At 45.2% G+C, this 16,397-nt stretch carries 14 protein-coding genes and 1 pseudogene; 9 read left to right on the plus strand and 6 right to left on the minus strand.

Annotation, left to right across the window (positions count from 1 at the left end; translation table 11 throughout):
• Positions 1-43: 43 nt before the first annotated feature.
• Positions 44-2,701, minus strand: coding sequence for a phage tail protein (locus EDI28_RS10600; RefSeq protein ID WP_164918530.1), 2,658 nt, complete (start codon positions 2,699-2,701; stop codon positions 44-46).
• 203 nt (positions 2,702-2,904) lie between these two features.
• Between EDI28_RS10600 and EDI28_RS10605 the strand changes: the two genes are divergently transcribed.
• Positions 2,905-4,962: a hypothetical protein gene (locus tag EDI28_RS10605; RefSeq protein ID WP_128783822.1), complete on the plus strand. Its 2,058-nt coding sequence runs from the start codon at positions 2,905-2,907 to the stop codon at positions 4,960-4,962.
• A gap of 146 nt (positions 4,963-5,108) precedes the next feature.
• Here the strand turns inward: EDI28_RS10605 and EDI28_RS10610 are convergent, their stop codons facing one another.
• Entirely contained in the window at positions 5,109-5,297 is a 189-nt protein-coding gene (locus EDI28_RS10610) for a hypothetical protein (protein ID WP_128783823.1), read from the minus strand.
• A 147-nt stretch (positions 5,298-5,444) separates the two neighbouring features.
• Between EDI28_RS10610 and EDI28_RS10615 the strand changes: the two genes are divergently transcribed.
• The 4 genes from EDI28_RS10615 to EDI28_RS10630 all read left to right on the plus strand — a co-directional run bounded on the left by EDI28_RS10615 (position 5,445) and on the right by EDI28_RS10630 (position 9,391).
• Positions 5,445-6,116, plus strand: a complete 672-nt coding sequence (locus tag EDI28_RS10615; protein WP_128783824.1) for a DUF502 domain-containing protein — start codon at positions 5,445-5,447, stop codon at positions 6,114-6,116.
• A gap of 680 nt (positions 6,117-6,796) precedes the next feature.
• Positions 6,797-7,483 carry an HAD family hydrolase gene (locus tag EDI28_RS10620; RefSeq protein ID WP_128783825.1) on the plus strand — a complete coding sequence of 229 codons (687 nt, stop codon included), beginning with the start codon at positions 6,797-6,799 and terminating at the stop codon, positions 7,481-7,483.
• A gap of 265 nt (positions 7,484-7,748) precedes the next feature.
• Positions 7,749-8,300, plus strand: coding sequence for a sigma-70 family RNA polymerase sigma factor (locus EDI28_RS10625; protein WP_199287408.1), 552 nt, complete (start codon positions 7,749-7,751; stop codon positions 8,298-8,300).
• A gap of 116 nt (positions 8,301-8,416) precedes the next feature.
• Entirely contained in the window at positions 8,417-9,391 is a 975-nt protein-coding gene (locus tag EDI28_RS10630) for a nucleoside hydrolase (RefSeq protein ID WP_128783826.1), read from the plus strand.
• A gap of 114 nt (positions 9,392-9,505) precedes the next feature.
• Here EDI28_RS10630 and trmY read toward each other — a convergent pair whose 3' ends face one another.
• A complete protein-coding gene (trmY, locus tag EDI28_RS10635; RefSeq protein WP_128783827.1) occupies positions 9,506-10,102 on the minus strand; it encodes a tRNA (pseudouridine(54)-N(1))-methyltransferase TrmY in 597 nt (198 codons plus the stop codon).
• A 456-nt stretch (positions 10,103-10,558) separates the two neighbouring features.
• On the opposite strand from trmY, the gene cspE reads away from it, so the two are divergent.
• The 4 genes from cspE (at position 10,559) to EDI28_RS10655 (ending at position 13,166) form a co-directional block, all read left to right on the plus strand.
• Positions 10,559-10,771 (plus strand): transcription antiterminator/RNA stability regulator CspE, encoded by a 213-nt coding sequence (gene cspE, locus EDI28_RS10640; RefSeq protein WP_016960596.1) that lies wholly within the window; start codon positions 10,559-10,561, stop codon positions 10,769-10,771.
• Between the two features lie 344 nt (positions 10,772-11,115).
• The gene (locus tag EDI28_RS10645; RefSeq protein WP_128783828.1) at positions 11,116-11,325 is read left to right on the plus strand and encodes a hypothetical protein; all 210 of its coding nucleotides are present in this window, start codon (positions 11,116-11,118) and stop codon (positions 11,323-11,325) included.
• A 589-nt stretch (positions 11,326-11,914) separates the two neighbouring features.
• Positions 11,915-12,919: a permease gene (locus EDI28_RS10650; protein ID WP_128783829.1), complete on the plus strand. Its 1,005-nt coding sequence runs from the start codon at positions 11,915-11,917 to the stop codon at positions 12,917-12,919.
• Positions 12,920-12,929: 10 nt separating this feature from the next.
• The gene (locus EDI28_RS10655; protein WP_128783830.1) at positions 12,930-13,166 is read left to right on the plus strand and encodes a thioredoxin family protein; all 237 of its coding nucleotides are present in this window, start codon (positions 12,930-12,932) and stop codon (positions 13,164-13,166) included.
• 124 nt (positions 13,167-13,290) lie between these two features.
• On the opposite strand, the gene choV is transcribed toward EDI28_RS10655, so the two are convergent.
• From choV to EDI28_RS10670, 3 genes and pseudogenes are all read right to left on the minus strand, one after another.
• Complete coding sequence (gene choV / locus EDI28_RS10660; protein WP_128783831.1) at positions 13,291-14,484, minus strand: choline ABC transporter ATP-binding protein; 1,194 nt, start codon at positions 14,482-14,484, stop codon at positions 13,291-13,293.
• A 2-nt stretch (positions 14,485-14,486) separates the two neighbouring features.
• A complete protein-coding gene (choW, locus tag EDI28_RS10665; RefSeq protein ID WP_128783832.1) occupies positions 14,487-15,335 on the minus strand; it encodes a choline ABC transporter permease subunit in 849 nt (282 codons plus the stop codon).
• 133 nt (positions 15,336-15,468) lie between these two features.
• Positions 15,469-16,384, minus strand: a pseudogene (locus EDI28_RS10670) (choline ABC transporter substrate-binding protein).
• Between the last annotated feature and the right edge of the window lie 13 nt (positions 16,385-16,397).

The raw sequence follows: 16,397 nt of genomic DNA on the forward strand, positions 1-16,397 counted from the left end.
ATGAAAAAGCAGCCAGCCAAAAAGCTGGCTGCATTGGGGGTTATTATTCAGCTATAAATCGATACAGAGGTTTAGCTAAGTTAAAGCAGAACATGCTGCACTTATCCTGAACATCCGTCACCCTTGGGGTTTTAATGTTAGAAATATCAAGGCAGTCTTTATTACCGGATGTTGATGTACTTCCAGTAGAAGAAATATAGCAGCTCTTTTCATTATTAATACTGCTACCTGAAACATCCATATGGGCAAAAATGTTTGCATCAAAGATTTTATCTTCAGGCTTGGCCGGATCATCAGAGAACACACCTTGAAGTTCGGCTGTTGTCGGCATTCTCCAGTTCGTAACGCCACAAGCTGAAAATGAAGCGAGCTCCGCATAAATCTCTTTGCCAGTTTTGAAACGCACTCCGGCATCTGCTGTATTAAACAGTTGCCAAACCTTGCCATCTTTCGTTCTGGCACAAGCGGCTTCGGTGCGGTTTTGCGTAACTGCACCAGCGGCTGTCAGCAGCGTATAGTCAGAAGCAGGAGCGCTTTGGGTATAAGCCTGATCATTAACCAAGGCATCACCGGCAACACGCCCTGTTACGGCATCTTTACCAACACGAACCTGAATGCTGCCAACATCATAAGCTTTGTCTTCTAGCTGATAAGGATTGCCGTTCAGCCCGACGGCCTTCCATTCTGCCGTTTCAATCTTGATCTCATAGCTTGCTAGCTCAGGATAATCAGCAACCAGAGTCCAGCCGTAGGTGTTGTTGGTATCATCAATAACCGGTGCCGTTGGTGTCTCTGGCTTGACGGTGAAATACGCATCCGAGCAGGCAGCGATACCGGCGACATTGCTATTTTTCGCCCCAGCCTTAACTCGCAGACAGACATCACCTTTGGCAATATTCTGATCCGCGACCGATGCTGGTTTGTTACCTGCGGGGGTCCAATCACTCGCGTTGGCACTGATCCCTTTCAGTGAGATTTCGTAGAAGGAAACATCGGCATAATCGGCAACCGAATCCCAGTCGATGGTGTTATTACTGTCGTCTATTCGCAAATTAGTTGGCGCGGCTGGCTTGCCCACTTGCGCGGTAAATGCCTGTGTAACCTTGGCTATCTCACCCGCAGGCATACCATTGCCAACACTACTCGCCACACGGAGCTGTACCCAGCCCGCGTCAATATCAAGGTTGCCGACCGAGAGCGGTTTCTCGGTTACCACCGCCCAGCTTTTTCCGTTATCAAGGCTTGCTTCATATTGAGCAAACTGTGTGAAGCCAGGCACATAATTCCAGTCGACAGAATCTGTCTCATCACTCACTGAAGTAATGGCCGGACTTACCGGCTGAACCGGTGTTATTGTAAATGCAGCGGTCGATACCGCTTCACGGCCAGCAGGGTGTGGTTCTGTACCCAATTCGTCAGCGACAACGCGAACTTTCAGCGAGCCAGCAGCGATTGCAACATCACCAACAGCTAGCGGTTTTTGGCTCGTAACTTGCCAGTTCTTACCACCGTCAATGGAATATTCGTAGTTATTGGTACCGTCGTAACCGGCAACCAAATCCCAGTCAAACTGGTTCGTCGCATCATTCACGGTAATTGCAGCCGGTGCCGCTGGGATTAATGACTCTGCCAATGATTGGGTATTTTTTACCACTTTGCCTGCTTTCATTTGCTTGGCTGAGTTGGCAATGACGCGAGCCTGAATATCACCAGCAGCATATGCCTGAAGGCCAACATGAACAGGTTTAGTTTTTACCTGCTGCCATGTCTTTCCGGCATCAGTCGAATACTCATAATGTTCGGCTGAGGTCAGCATACCCACCCAATTCCAATCGAAGGTACGAGCAGCAACGTTTACCTTGCCTTGAGCCGGCGCCTTTGGTTGAACCTGAACCTTGTCACCTGCAATTTCATCACGTGCCACTGTCACATCGGAAACAAAGTTCTTGACCGCTTCCCGAACATGTACCGGGGTATTATTCACGGTGCCCACCAGCTTATCGGTTTCAACCTTGAGTGCCGGTAAATCAATCAGCCCCAGTTTAACGCGCGAACCTGAACGTGCATCACGAAGAATAACACCATCAGAAACAGCGGTCTTTTCAGCTTCCTGCATCAGAGAAGCCAAGCCCTGGGCCAGAGCATGAAGCTGTTTGTCCTGCGCATGAGAGCTAGCCAGAAAGTCTGACGTTAACCGCTGGCTATCGACACCAAGCGTTGTGGCAAGCATGTCACGTGCTCTTGTGAAATCAACACCTTGCTGAATGGCAACCGCTGAGATGAGGGTCGTAAGCGGACTAACTACACCTGCAGAGCTTGCTGGCGCAGTAAGAACAAAGCCATCTTGAACAGGTGAAAGCGGGAAATCCATATCAACAGTTTGGTTAGCAATAGCTTCGACCACTACGTTGTATTGGGACAAATCAGCATCATTGCGTGCAAGAGAATACGCGCCTTGACTATCGGTCAATACAGCTTCCCCATCGCTCGTATCACATGTGAGGTTGTGATTGAGGTCAAGACACACTTTGGCATTTTTAAGATAGCCATCGAGTGCAACACCGGAGATTTCCGATGCCGGCACGGTATTTCCCGGTTTTGAATCAAGCTTTGGATCCGAGCCGGAGCCATTGCAGCCAACCAATAACGTACTCGCGATCACCGTGAGCGCAAATGATGTTTTTTTCCCTTCTAGCACCATACAACTAACCTTCCTAAAACTGTTTGAAATCATTTATGAGAGGAATTATTAATAGCAATTTTTCGCGCATGCTAATGGAAATGATACTAATTATCAATTATATTCGAGCCTTTACTTTGAAAAATATCTACAAATCACTCAAAAACGCTGACAAATCGGTCGTTTTTGGCACATAACATTTCAATCGGTGAAGTATCATTTTTATGAATGGAAAATTTAAGCTTTCAAGAATTGCGACATTTTTAGCTGGCTGTAGCCTTCTTGTCGGTTGTGGCAGTGATAACGCAGCAGACACTCCAAGCAAAGAATCCTATGCCTACAGCAAGCTATCCGTTTGCATCGATGCGGACCTTGACGGTTATTGTGGCGAGCTAGAACAAAAAGTAACGAAATTTGCCCGGACGTCGGATAACAATCAGGCTCCCTATTTGATCAATGATTCGGGCTATTTTCTGACAGCCCCAGCATCAGCAAACGTTGTAAATCCTTTTACTACGCTGATTCAAAACGAAGTACTTTTTAATCCACTCGTAGCAGGTGATACCAAACAGGCTCAGCTCCACCTGCAGACCGTTTTCGGTAATAAATACGGTATTGATTTCAATCAGCTGACTTCCATGCACGGCCCCAAGAAAGAAACAGAAATGCTGCTTGCTTCATTCAGGCACGCCTTGTCTCTCAGCGGTGGATCGAGTTATCTAAAAATCTCCGCAGCCGTTGATAAAATGATCAGTGAAAAGAGTTTTGATATCATTACTTCATTGTCACAGTCTGATTTAGACACCAGCTATGTCAACCTCAGCAACCGTTATCTACTCTCAGGATCGTACCCATTCAGTTCATTGTTTATGCCCAACTCGATAACAATGAACGAAGGTACAGGCACCTTACTCGCCCTGCTAAACGGCGGGCAGTTGCTACAAATAAACACCGCTTCCGGCACTTACTCTTCTTTTTCACCAACAGTCACAACACAACCAGAACAGAAATCTGCTGGAATAGCATCCCTCAAGTCTAGCTTTGATAGCCATCATGGTAATCATCACGATGATGATGACGATGATGATGATGATCATGGCGGTGGCGGGATCGTTCTTCCCGCTCAAAAGCCGTCGATCCTGACCCATGCAACCCAGGGTAAAGACAACCGCGAGGCTTTTCTGCTTTATCAACCAAGCATTGTCGGTGATAGCTCAATCAGCAATACCTGCAACGCCAGTGGATCCAACGGAATATTCCTGACCGAAATCGGCAAAAACAGCAAAGCATCCGCACTAACATCTTCGACAAAAATTGATTCTTTTGGTGGTGCCTCAGGGGGAACGCCTCCTGTAATTCTTCCACCTATAATCGAAACACCGACAACACCGGTCTCATCAGCAGCATGCCGGAATAACCATATACGCGGGTTAACACCCATTTATATGAAAAACCTGATTGCCGCTGTCTTTACCAACGGTTCCAGCCAAAATACAGAGCTGCAGTTACTATCGAGCACAACGCTTGTGCCACTCGGCAAACGCTATCCACTGTCTTCGATGCGACCTTTGGTTGTGCTCAATAAGAGTCAATCCCAGCTACTCGTTGCGGAGAGCAACAATACGCAGGCGGTGATTCTGGATAGTGACACTCTTACTCCGCGAAAAAGTATTAACAAAAACAATATTCAGTTTGCTGTTTTTGCAAATAATGACCGAGAGCTAATAATCAGTGATGGCAGCCGAACCCTAAGTTGGTTCGACCTATCCAACGCGACCAGTCCGGCAGCGACACTTGAAATGAACGGTAATGTGTTGAGGCTCGCATCCGATCCTAGCGGCCAACTGAGTGCTGTTCAGACAGCTAATCACATATATCTAATCGATAATCAAACAAGACGTATCATCAAATCAGAGCCTTACTCGAAAAGTTTTATCTATGGGATGAGTATGCTAAGTGACAAAATCATCATCTCGCGCTCCGGGGCCATCGATTATATTCAGTTTGGCAACCTAGTCGGCTCTTCAATCAAAATTGGCTATCAATTAATCAATAAAGAGCTGGTCAACAAATGGGCATCAGCCTCGAATAATTCATTTAACTCAACAACACTCGGCTATCTGCTTCAGTCTGTTGGCGAAAAGAGTGCTGTTAGCCAGGAGTTTAACAACATCGATTTGGAATGGTTGCCTGCCAATGCGAACACGGCCAGTGATGTAAAGGCCGTTATGATTTCAGGCTATTATCGAAATGAGCGGGTAAGTTTGTACAAAAACCTCTAATCTGGATACGAAGTGCCATAAAACCAGAAAATGAATAGCTGCAAGTAACACTTCAATAATTCAAGAACATTACTTTTACGTTATTCTGACTGTAACTGAACCCCGCTTTATTGGTGGGGTCCATTTATCAAGCATCGAGGCTCTGGTCACGCCTCCGGCTTGCCAAGGCCAACCAGTGGCGTACCATCATCAGAATGGCTCAGCTCGCTAGGTATTATTTCGCCCTGAAACTCAACATGTGTATAGCCACCCTGAGCAAATTTCAGCGCAGCTTGAGGCGTTAGCCAGTCACCATAACCACACACATCCGCCCAACCAATCTTCATTGCTTTCATGATATTACCTACCGCTATTGTTAGGCTTGATTATACCCTCTTAATGAAAACCACTACAGCTCTTCTGGGTATCTCCCTCGAAGGGAGCCTATGCTTTATATATCCGTAGCTTGGATATATCAGCACGCTTGCATGGGGAACGTCACAATGTTTGGCTTTATAAGCAAGAATATCATTACCGGACTGGTAACTATATTACCGGTGGTACTTACACTCTACCTCCTCTATTGGTTTGCAGTTTCAGTAGAATCACTACTGGGAGATCTTATTCAGGCGATCCTACCCGGCGAATGGTACTGGCCGGGAATGGGGCTGGCAGCCGGACTGCTGGTCTTTTTTATCGCCGGACTGATGATGAATGCCTATGTGGTGCAACGCCTGTTTGCCAAAAGCGAACAGGTTTTCTACCACATGCCCTTAGTCAGAAGCGTCTATCCGACTATTCGCGACTTTTTTGACTATTTTTCACCCTCGACCCGGAAAGAATTTGAGCAGGTTGTCGCAGTGACATTGGGAGAAACCGGTATGCAGGTGATCGGCTTTGTCACCCAGCCTCTGTCTGAACGCATGCCGGAATCTTTCCGAGAGGAAGACAGCGTCCTCGTCTACCTTCCCTTGAGTTATATGATCGGCGGTTATGCCGTACTAATACCCCGCAGCGCTATCCGCCCCCTTGATATGACCATAGAAGAAGCAATGCGATTTACGCTGACTGCCGGAATGACTGGATCGGGCTTCGACCACAGCTCGCGGCCCTGTTCAGGAGCCAGCTCTAGAAGCCGTTCTGAAACACCTTCCAGAAAACCAACAAAAGACTAACGCACTTACTCCTCGATATGGCTTAACGCTATCAAAAAACAGAGTATATTGAGTACTGCAACAAAGCCGCCGTAAAGCATTTCTTCTTGAGGCATTAAGCAGGCAGGGAATATCTTCAGCATAGGGAGGATCTATCCAAGTCACGGGAAATTTCAGAGTACGCCAATGACTAGCACCCAAACGACTCACCGCAAGAATCACTAAGAAGAAATATGCACAGCCATAAATCATGGCCTGAGAAACTTATCATGCAGTCAGCCATTGTGAAGTCACTAAACATTAAAAAAAAGAACTTAGATTTCGCTTTAATTGATAGAAACATTAATAATATCAACATTTCAAACACCCAAAAATATAATCATCTGCAAATCAAGCAATTATAAAATGCAGTATATCTACAATGTTATTTATCATTAAACAATCTCAAAAACCGAAAACCACCCAACCAGAAAAACGTGATGTAATTCACACCATGTTTGGCCCAAGTCAATTTAAACTCTCTTCTGAAAAATATGATTGCTATCAAGTATGGATATAAATAGGAATACGTATTAAAAAGGCCAAACATGAAACTAACCTCCCATTTTCAATGGATGCAAGCACTGTTCACCTTTAATAACTGATGAAAAGAAAAGATATCAACTATTTGATGCTATCTTTATTTCTCACATGGACCTAAAATGCAAAATAAAATAAACGGTGTGATATTCGACTTTAATGGGGTTATCATTAACGACTCTTGGTTACATGAGACATCTTGGCTCGAAGTTTTTAGAGAACTAGTTCCAAACAAAAATCATAGTATTGATTCCATAAAAAAACTTATACATGGAAGGACAAATAAAGATATATTTGAATCTATTTATAACAAAGATATCTCCACAGAAGAGATCGAACGTTTATCTGAATTTAAAGAACAGAAGTACAGACTGCTATTTAAAGAAAATTTAAAACAAGTTCAGTTAGATAAACATACAATTTACCTTTTCGAATACCTAAAGAACAATGATGTTCCTTTTACTATTGCAACTGCCTCTGGGCTATCAAACCTTAAGTTTTTCTTCGAAATACTATCTTTATCTAACTGGTTCGATTTGGACAAAATCGCCTACGATGATGGCACCATCCTTGGTAAACCAGAGCCTGATATCTACATTAAAGCGGCAAAAAACATTTCCACAAACATAGAAAATTGCTTAGTAATTGAAGATGCCGTTTCAGGTATCAAGGCAGCACACTCCGCTGGCGCTAGCTATATTGTTGGCTTTGGGGTCTCATATCCTCACGATGTGCTCATAAAACACGGTGCAAACATTGCGATCCAATCATTTTCAACATTTCCGTACAATAAACTGAATGAAAAATAAATCCATCGTTGTTGGTCAGATCAACATTCTGGAATTTGTGTAAATGACATGCAGTTTTAGGCGCCGAGCTAAATCGCTTAATTCGGTGAACAATGACAACAAACACCCAAATACGCATCAAGTACACTGAAGAGTTTAAGGAACACATACATGTGCGCATCATGGTCAGGTTTATCGGTTACCGAAACATTGCTCAATGTCACAATGCGCTTACAGATCTCATGAGAAAATCTTCTCTTCCTTTTCTCAAGCCAGTAATCCTAGAATGAGTTTGCAGCACCACAACGCCAGACCCTGCCTAATGCGGGCATGGCACCAACACGAGAGCCAGCTAGCACATTGGTTACAGGCCCAAACCCATGATGAACCTTTGGCACAAGATCTGCTGCATGAAGTCTTTATCCGCGCAATGCACCAGGATAAACGTTTTTGCAACATTGCCAATACCAAAGCTTGGCTGTTCAGGGTCGCGAGAAACCTGCTCATCGATCTAAGCCGCAAGCACGTACCTTCACCAACCTCTGCACTTGATGATATTGAACAAGAAGAAGCCGACGATACAACGGTAGATAGCCTCGCCAACTGCCTGCCCCGCGTATTAAAAGAACTCAACCCAGCAGACAGTGAACTATTAATCGCCTGTGATATTCAAGGGATGACCCAACAACAATTTGCGATCAGGCATGGCTTATCATTACCTGCTGTTAAATCCCGTCTGCTTCGCGCCCGGAAAAAGCTAAGACAACAACTCACGGTATCTTGCCAAGTGAGGCTGGACGAAAATAAGAAGGTTTGCTGTTTTACACCAAGGGACTAGCCGCACGTAGTCATCATATGTTTCATCTGGTTTTCAAATCTCCGTGAAGGCAATCACAGGCTGTTGGGCAAATAGGCGCTAAGATAAAGCCACTCTAATTGTTGGATACTTTCTCTATGCGTAAAAAGATTATTCTTGATACCGATCCTGGTATCGATGATGCAATGGCCATTTTATTTGCACAGGCCCATCCAGATATCGACCTTGTCGGGATCACGACGGTTTATGGCAATGCCACCATTGAGAATGGCACGCGTAATGCGCTCTACCTGAAAGAGAAATTCAACTTCAGCTGCGATGTTGCCAAAGGAGCCGACAAGCCAGTTCACCGTCCAGCGGTCGGTGCAACCGTTGTCGTACATGGCGAAACAGGGTTTGGTGATATCCACAGTAGTGAGCCCGAGCATGCCAGCGCCGATCCACGTCCGGCATATCAATATATTATCGATACCGTCAAAGCTAACCCTGGCGAGATCACGCTGGTTACTGTAGGTCCGCTTACCAATATCGCTTTGGCTCTAGACGCTGCACCAGAAATCACCTCGTTAGTAAAAGAAGTGGTCGTCATGGGCGGGGCTTTTGGAATGAATGATCACCGTGGCAATGTTACGCCTTACGCCGAGGCCAATATTCATGATGATCCGCATGCCGCTGACAGAGTCTTTACCGCTAGCTGGCCGGTCGTCATCGTAGGGCTGGATGTCACGGAAGAAAGCTTCTTCTCCGCTGAGTACATTGACGAGCTAAAAGCTGACGGCGGCAAAGTAGGTGAATTCATTTGGGATGTAAGCCGTTACTACTTACGTTTCTATGCCAACAAACTGGGACTGGAAGGCTGCCATGTCCACGATCCTTCTGCCATCGCCTATGTCATCAATCCTGAACTGTTTACCCTGCGTGAAGGGCCAATCCGAGTAGTAACTGACGGTCCGGCCGAGGGGCTCACCTTGCAGAAGTTTGACGGCCGGCGCCACCAGACAGATGATTGGGGAGATATGCCAGCGCAACGAGTAGGTATTGCCGTCAATGATCAGGCATTGCTTGCTCTATATCGCGAAAGCATCATCAATTTCGGCAAACAGTTTACCTAATAAACATTTGTCAAAAAAAGTGTTCTTGCACTTGCACGACATGCCCAAGCCAGAAAGAAATGTAACACTCCATTAATACTGTTTTGGGCATATTGTGCAAGTGGTTAAATAAGACTATTCACAGAGATCCAGCTCATTGTGAATCAGTACTACGCACTGGGAGGCAAACAACATCTTTGGCCCCAGACTGATCTTTGTTGCTCCTAGTCGTTTCAAGCTGTTAAAGCTCTTCTTTGGCATAGGGATATGATCTGTAAGTAGAAAACAAGGATTACCCTGAAATTCCTGTTCACGAATAGGAGTGCCTTTTTTGTCCATCATGAACAACTGATAATCTTCCGCCAACTCCTGTACGAGTTTTTCAAAGCTAATGGTGCGCACGGTAATACCACCGTCGACATCACGCTCTTGTTCCTTCGTCATACCTCTGGAGATATCCAATGCCTTAGCAACCATACTCAGCAGTGCTTGCTCGTGAAAACCACCGATATTACTAATCTCGTTAGCGTTAAAACAAATGGTACGAGAAAAGTCCTGAGTGCTTTCCAGTACCAAGTAAATAACGACATCATCGCGATGCGACTGTGCCACAAAGATAGCGTTCATCAGTGTGTGGGCCAAGATTTCAGTGTGAGCCTCCTGGCCAACTGACGCCAGTAATTGCTGGCTGTCCGTAGGTGCAGATCTGGCTCGTAATACAAAGGCGCGCATAAATATATGTCCTGCTGGTTTAAATATTGCTCTTGTTATCAGTGCAGATGCCCGTAGTAACTTCATCACCACGCATCACAGCTGGCTATTATCACAGCTTTAACGGGTTATGTAACTGTAATAATCTGAATCAACAAAATAAAAAATGTACAAAAAACCGCCATGCGACCTCTGTCAGTATAAGAGCGCCACACATCAACGTTGGAGTCAGATTTGATGTTTCAAAATAAAACGAAAATAAACCTTTACAATATCTGATGTTAGGGTATGATTCGTCTCGCTCTGTTGTTCAGAGTTATTAATGAAACATTAAGTAAAAGTAAACCTCAGAATTTCTTCGTTATTGTTGTTATCCTCAGTGTTTCCCTTAGCTTCATCGTCACATTCAATAATTCAAGCTTTCAGCGCATCGCACTATCGCGATAATTCTATGAAATAAAATATAAGGGACACATCATGTCTAACAAAACAACTGGTCTAGTAAAGTGGTTTAACGAAGAGAAAGGTTTCGGTTTCATTACTCAAGACAACGGCGGTGCTGACGTATTCGTTCACTTCCGCGCTATCGCTTCTGAAGGCTTCAAAACACTTGCTGAAGGCCAGAAAGTGTCTTTCGAAGTAGAACAAGGCCAAAAAGGCCCTCAAGCAGCTAACGTAGTAGCGCTTTAAGATTTGTAAGTCGGCGTAAATGGTGTCATCACCATTTACGCCACTTCATGCTCATCATTAACAAGTTATTTATACCGTATCTTCGAAAATATAAACATTTCAAACATCTGCTTTTTGTATATGTCGTCACGTTCCATATTCACTTCGTTATATCATTATAAATAAAATCATTAAACATAAGTATCAGTGACTAAACTCATCTTTAGGTTTTTTAACTTATTGTGGTTATGCCATGCTGATAATAAATATAAGGAATAATATGTCTCGTTCAATAGGTCGTAAACGCTTTTGGTTTCAGCAATCCCGCAAAGAAAACAGCTCAATGAAAAAACAGAGGTAATTAAATGGTAGTGAACTTTAATATTTTAAAAGGTAACGTCTCTTGGAATGCAACAGTACATCAATTAAATAGCGATATATTATTACGCCATGTTCTAATGAAAGGCAATGTGGCTAATGTTAATATTGAATTTTCGTATTGTGAGAAAACTTGCGAAGGTGACATCATTAACGAAGAGAATCAACTTATCGGTAATTTTTCAATTACTCATTAATGCTTTTAGAACATTTATTATATGAACTTTTTGTTTATACTCGCTTACTCTTCTAAAGCTCATTTGTTATAAACACCAAACTGAAAACCATTCTGTCACAGGTTAAAACCTCGTTATTTGGCTATTTAAATGCCAGTACTCACATCAGTTCTAATCTAACCAATGTGATCTAACCTAAGTGATGGGTATTGACTTCACCGACTATAATTAACTAGCCAGAATAGTCCCTCATCATCATAGATGACAAATGGTTTCAGAGTGATTGGTTTTACCGATCACAACAATCAGTTTTTTCCATCAGTTTTACCTCCAAAAACCCAGAAGGGGCAACACAGTGGATTCCCGATGATGAGAGCGCATCAGAAATATTTCCTGATACCCAAGAGAAGTTTATCGATGACTTTATTGTCGCTTGGATAAAAGTAATGACACTCGACCGCTTTGATATTCAATAACACGGCAGTTAACTACTCATTGGGATCATCCCAAAAACGTCACAAAGATCCGAGACTAAATAATACCGTTTTTTTTGCATCCTTTTCGCTGCTATTACGTCTTTATAGGTAAAACACACGAATAAGGATAAAAGATGTTCCAAGTTTTTACCGACCTTGCCAGCTGGGTGGTATTCGATTTACTGGGCTTACCCCCTTCGACCAAGCTGGCTGATGCGCTGCATTTCTTTATCGAAGACACCACCAAAATTTTTGCCCTGCTGCTGGTCATGATTTATGTCATTGCCATCATTCGAGCCTCTCTGGACGTCGAACGTGTCCGTGATTACCTGGCAGGCAAAAATCGATTCGTCGGTTATTTTTTGGGTTCAACCTTTGGTGCTATTACCCCTTTTTGTTCCTGTTCCAGTATTCCGGTATTTCTGGGGTTTACCTCTGCAGGGATCCCGCTAGGGATAACGATGGCTTTTTTAATCACCTCGCCACTGATCAACGAAGTCGCTGTATTGCTGCTGATGAGCCTATTAGGTTGGAAGTTCACCCTGCTCTATATTGCGGTAGGCATGTTGATCGGCATGGTCGGCGGGCTATTTCTCGATACCATCCGTGCTGAGCGCTGGTTACAGTCTTTCGCCGCCGATGCCTTAAAGCATGGTCAACAAAATCTGCAAGCAAACCAACAGCCTTCTAATCAAACAATAACCGCCAAAATAACATTGGCTGAACGCCACCAGTTTGCCAAGCGAGAAACCACGGAAATATTCGGTCGGGTATGGAAATGGGTCGTTATTGGCGTCGGTTTAGGGGCTGCTCTTCATGGCTTCGTCCCTGACGGCTGGATAGAGACTTATCTGGGTGATCGGCAATGGTGGTCGGTACCTGCTGCGGTGTTGCTTGGTATTCCTCTTTATTCCAATGCGACTGGGGTTATTCCCATTATGGAAAGCCTCATTACCAATGGTCTTCCTATCGGCACCACGCTGGCATTCAGTATGAGTACGGTAGCAGCCAGTCTGCCTGAATTCATTCTGCTCAAACAAGTCATGCAATGGCGGCTGCTCGCCATCTTATTTGTTGTTCTGTTGACGGCCTTTACCCTTGTGGGCTGGACCTTCAATATCACTTCTCCTTTGTTATGAGGATATATCGATGAAAAAAGTAAAAGTATTAGGCTCTGGTTGTAAAAATTGCAAAACCACCGCGGCATTAATCAGTGAAGTCGCCGATGCACTGAAGATCAAAATTGATATAGAGAAAGTTGAAGATTTTGCTCAAATCATGGCATATGGCGTCATGGCAACACCCGCCGTCGTCATTGACGAGCAGGTAGTACACAAAGGCAGTGTGCCTAAACGCGACGCTATCGCAGAGTGGTTCGAAAAATAAGTAGGGAATAAGTATGAGGAGTAGCCCTTCTATAACAAAACAAGGGTTACTTTAGATACATATAACTGGCAGTATTCGCCATCAAAGAATGATGGCGAATACACATTCAGAATTGAGCACTTCCCTATGCTAACTTGGCAGAAAAATGCTTTCCGAGCAGGGCGTGATAAAAATCATTATCTGACAATATCCCTTCCAGGCGCCTTTCCGTTCCCAGTAAAACAGGCTGACCGGTACGGTAGCGGATTTCCAGCGCTTCGCGCATCGAGATATCTGGCGTTGTCATAACCACCTTATCTTGCTCGAGCGTCTCCAGACTATCCCCCTCCTGCCACTGTTGCAATGCCAGAGACTCATTCTGCCGAGTCACCGCCATGATTTCACCTTCCACGGTGGTACTGACGCAAGTCTTATCATGCTGATTAAGTACCAACATTTCTCCCAACGACTCTAGTTCACTGACCCCTGTCATCAAGGAGCGTCCACGCAGCACATTAAGCGGATTGGTATGCGCGACAAAGTCTTTTACGTATTGCGAATTAGGTTTCAGCACAATATCTTCCGGTTTACCGTGCTGGATCAGCTGGCCGGACTCCATGATCGCAATGTTATTGCCGATCTTGAGGGCTTCATCCAAGTCATGACTAACAAACACAATCGTCTTGTTCAGCTGACGCTGAAGCTCCAGCAACTCATCTTGAAGCTGGCTGCGGATAAGCGGGTCCAGTGCCGAAAATGGTTCATCCATCAGCAAGATGTCACTATCCATGGTAAATGCCCGAGCCAGGCCGACGCGCTGCTGCATACCGCCCGATAGTTCATGAGGGTATTTACTCTTCCACTCGGAAAGGCCTACCATCTCGAGCTTTTCTTCTGCACGACGACGGCGCTCAGCCTTGCCGATACCCTGCATCTCCAGGCCAAAAGCGGCATTGTCGAGTACGGTCAGCCAAGGCATCAAAGCAAATTTCTGAAATACCATGGATATACGGTTAGTACGCAAATGACGCAGGGCCGTTGTATCACAGCTGGCAAGATCAATGGACTGTTCGCCATCCTGCACCTCGAGCGAACCACGGCTAATGGTATTCAGGCCATTAATCGCACGTAGCAAACTTGATTTACCAGAACCGGACAGCCCCATCAAGACACAAATTTCACCCTCTTCGATATCGAGGCTGACATCATGGACACCGACCACATCACCGGTGGCATCAATAACTTCCTGACGGGTTTTGCCCTCATCCAGCAATGCCAGAGATTGGGTTGCCTGCTCGCCAAAGATAACATCCAGATTTTTAATACTAATCGCGCTCATGATTAGCCCTCCTTGCTCTGGCTTGCCGGAGTCTTACATAGACGATCCAAGATAATGGCGACCAATACTATGGCCAAACCGGCTTCAAACCCCTGAGAAATATTCACCGTATTAAGGGCACGGATCACAGGTTTCCCCAAACCGTCAGCTCCCACCAGCGCGGAGATCACCACCATAGACAGTGACAACATAATGCATTGTGTTATCCCTGCCATAATGTTTGGCATTGCCGCCGGAAGTTCAACGTTGAACAACAGCTTCATTCGATTGGCACCGAAGGCTCTACCCGCCTCGACCAGCTCTTCGGGGACTCGGCTAATACCCAGATAGGTCAGGCGGATTGGAGCGGCAATGGCAAAAATAATAGTAGAAATAAGACCGGGAACAACACCTAAGCCAAACAGTACCAAGGTTGGGATCAAGTAGACAAATGTCGGTATAGTCTGCATCAAATCAAGGATCGGGCGCATGATGGTATACAACCAAGGCTTGTGTGCCGCCACTATCCCGACGGGAACCCCAACCAACACCGAGATCATAGTGGCCGTTAATACCAGAACAAAGGTCTCCAGCATTTCTTCCCAGTAACCCAGGTTCATGATCAGCAGCAATGCCGCTACAACGAAAATGACCAGAGAGAAGCTCCGGTGAAGAAACCATGCCAACAAAGCCGTCATCAAAATTGGTACTGCTGGCGGAAACCACTTAAACAGATCAACCAGCAGCATGATCAGTGATTCCAAGGTATAGGAAAGCGAGTCAAAAAATCCTGCGGCATTGTAGGTAAGCCAATCCACGAAGGCTGCCATCCAATTACCTAACGGGATTTTATGCTCTGTAATAAAGTCCACTGTTACTCCTTAATGGTCCATATTGTATTTTAAATTGTGTCGTTCCGTGTTTGTCTATCGTGCCGACCCGCTACCACCTGTTGCGATGGCAGCAGCACCGACAGTCACCCTGTATCGGGCAAACAACAAGTAATTAGATATTCAGATATGACTTCACGGCTTTGGTTGCATCGCCGCCATCTTGTGCCGTTACCTTGCTAAGCCACTGTTCCAGTACCTGCGAATTGGCTTGCAGCCAAGCTTTTGCCGCAGCATCAGGTTTGGCATTATCGTTTAAGATATTACCCATCAATTGGTTTTCCATTTCTAGGCTGAAGCTCAGGTTCTGCAATAGCTGGCCGACATTCGGGCAAGTTTTCAGATAATCTTTGCGAACATTGGTATAGACACTCGCACCGCCATAATTAGGGCCGAAGAAATCATCGCCACCAGCAAGGTAGGCCATCTCAAAATTGCTGTTCATCGGATGAGGCGCCCAACCGAGGAAGGCTATCCACTGCTCGCGGTTGACCGCACGTTTGACCTGCGACATCATTCCGGCCTCGCTGGACTCAACCAAACGGAAACTTTTCAGTTCGAAGGCGTTTTTATCAATCATGCCTTGGATCAGACGGTTACCATCGTTACCCGGTTCAATGCCATAAATGCGGCCGCGAAACTCATCTTTGTGTTTAGCCAGATCAGCAAAGCTGCGCACCGGCGTCATAAACGTATTTCGGGACTGCAAGGGTATATTTAGCCCCTTCCAAGTTAGCTCGCACTGTCTCAACCGAACCGTCCTGATGATATTTGGCAATGTCCGCTTCCATGGTTGGCATCCAGTTCCCCAAGAACACATCAATATCTTGGTTGGCCATGGAAGAGTAAGTCACGGGGACCGACAGTAGCTGAGTTGAGGTCTTATAGCCCAGCCCTTTGAGCACTTCACTCGTAATCGCCGTTGTTGCGGTAATATCTGTCCAGCCCACATCGGAGAAACGCACGGTTTCGCACTGTGCGGCTAATGCCGTTGACGCTGACAGACTGAGTAATAGTGCTGAGCTACCCATGATTGCATTTTTA

Origin of the sequence: Photobacterium chitinilyticum (genome assembly GCF_004104355.1) — a bacterium.
Taxonomy (GTDB): domain Bacteria; phylum Pseudomonadota; class Gammaproteobacteria; order Enterobacterales; family Vibrionaceae; genus Photobacterium; species Photobacterium chitinilyticum.

Bases quoted from the DNA above. Each gene is read 5' to 3' on its own strand.
- EDI28_RS10600 (WP_164918530.1), bottom strand. From the start codon at position 2,701: ATGGTGCTAGAAGGGAAAAAAACATCATTTGCGCTCACGGTGATCGCG.
- EDI28_RS10605 (WP_128783822.1), top strand. From the start codon at position 2,905: ATGAATGGAAAATTTAAGCTTTCAAGAATTGCGACATTTTTAGCTGGC.
- EDI28_RS10610 (WP_128783823.1), bottom strand. From the start codon at position 5,297: ATGAAAGCAATGAAGATTGGTTGGGCGGATGTGTGTGGTTATGGTGAC.
- EDI28_RS10615 (WP_128783824.1), top strand. From the start codon at position 5,445: ATGTTTGGCTTTATAAGCAAGAATATCATTACCGGACTGGTAACTATA.
- EDI28_RS10620 (WP_128783825.1), top strand. From the start codon at position 6,797: ATGCAAAATAAAATAAACGGTGTGATATTCGACTTTAATGGGGTTATC.
- EDI28_RS10625 (WP_199287408.1), top strand. From the start codon at position 7,749: ATGAGTTTGCAGCACCACAACGCCAGACCCTGCCTAATGCGGGCATGG.
- EDI28_RS10630 (WP_128783826.1), top strand. From the start codon at position 8,417: ATGCGTAAAAAGATTATTCTTGATACCGATCCTGGTATCGATGATGCA.
- trmY (WP_128783827.1), bottom strand. From the start codon at position 10,102: ATGCGCGCCTTTGTATTACGAGCCAGATCTGCACCTACGGACAGCCAG.
- cspE (WP_016960596.1), top strand. From the start codon at position 10,559: ATGTCTAACAAAACAACTGGTCTAGTAAAGTGGTTTAACGAAGAGAAA.
- EDI28_RS10645 (WP_128783828.1), top strand. From the start codon at position 11,116: ATGGTAGTGAACTTTAATATTTTAAAAGGTAACGTCTCTTGGAATGCA.
- EDI28_RS10650 (WP_128783829.1), top strand. From the start codon at position 11,915: ATGTTCCAAGTTTTTACCGACCTTGCCAGCTGGGTGGTATTCGATTTA.
- EDI28_RS10655 (WP_128783830.1), top strand. From the start codon at position 12,930: ATGAAAAAAGTAAAAGTATTAGGCTCTGGTTGTAAAAATTGCAAAACC.
- choV (WP_128783831.1), bottom strand. From the start codon at position 14,484: ATGAGCGCGATTAGTATTAAAAATCTGGATGTTATCTTTGGCGAGCAG.